This is a genomic window from Janthinobacterium foliorum, assembly GCF_978021625.1.
Map to the genome: position 1 here is coordinate 1 of NZ_CDXDQE010000086.1, position 329 is coordinate 329.

Sequence of the window (329 nt, forward strand, 5' to 3'; positions counted from 1 at the left end):
CCCAGGCGCAGCAGGCCGGCCTGCCCCTGGTAGGCCAGGCGGCCATAGTTCAAGCCATCGGCCGAGGTGAACGCGCGCACGGTGGCCACGTCGCCGATGCCGGCCAGCTCGTTGATGTTCAGGGTGGCGCCGATGCGGTTGCGGCCCGTGTAGCGGTTGCCCTGGTTGTCCACGTCGATGCTGCCGTTGACACGCGATCCCGGCTGCACGTCGACGATCAGGTCCGAAGCGCCCAGCGAGGCGCCCGGCGCCAGCGTCGAGCTGACCTGCACGCCCGGCAAGTCCGACAGCAGCAGCAGGCGCCGCTCCAGCGGCGCCGTGGCGATCAC

General features: G+C 71.4%; 1 protein-coding gene. It reads right to left on the reverse strand.

Going from position 1 to position 329, the window contains the following annotated elements; translation table 11 throughout:
- The coding region (locus tag ACZ92H_RS29610; protein WP_465051993.1) for a ShlB/FhaC/HecB family hemolysin secretion/activation protein at positions 1-329 on the reverse strand (329 nt) is incomplete at both ends.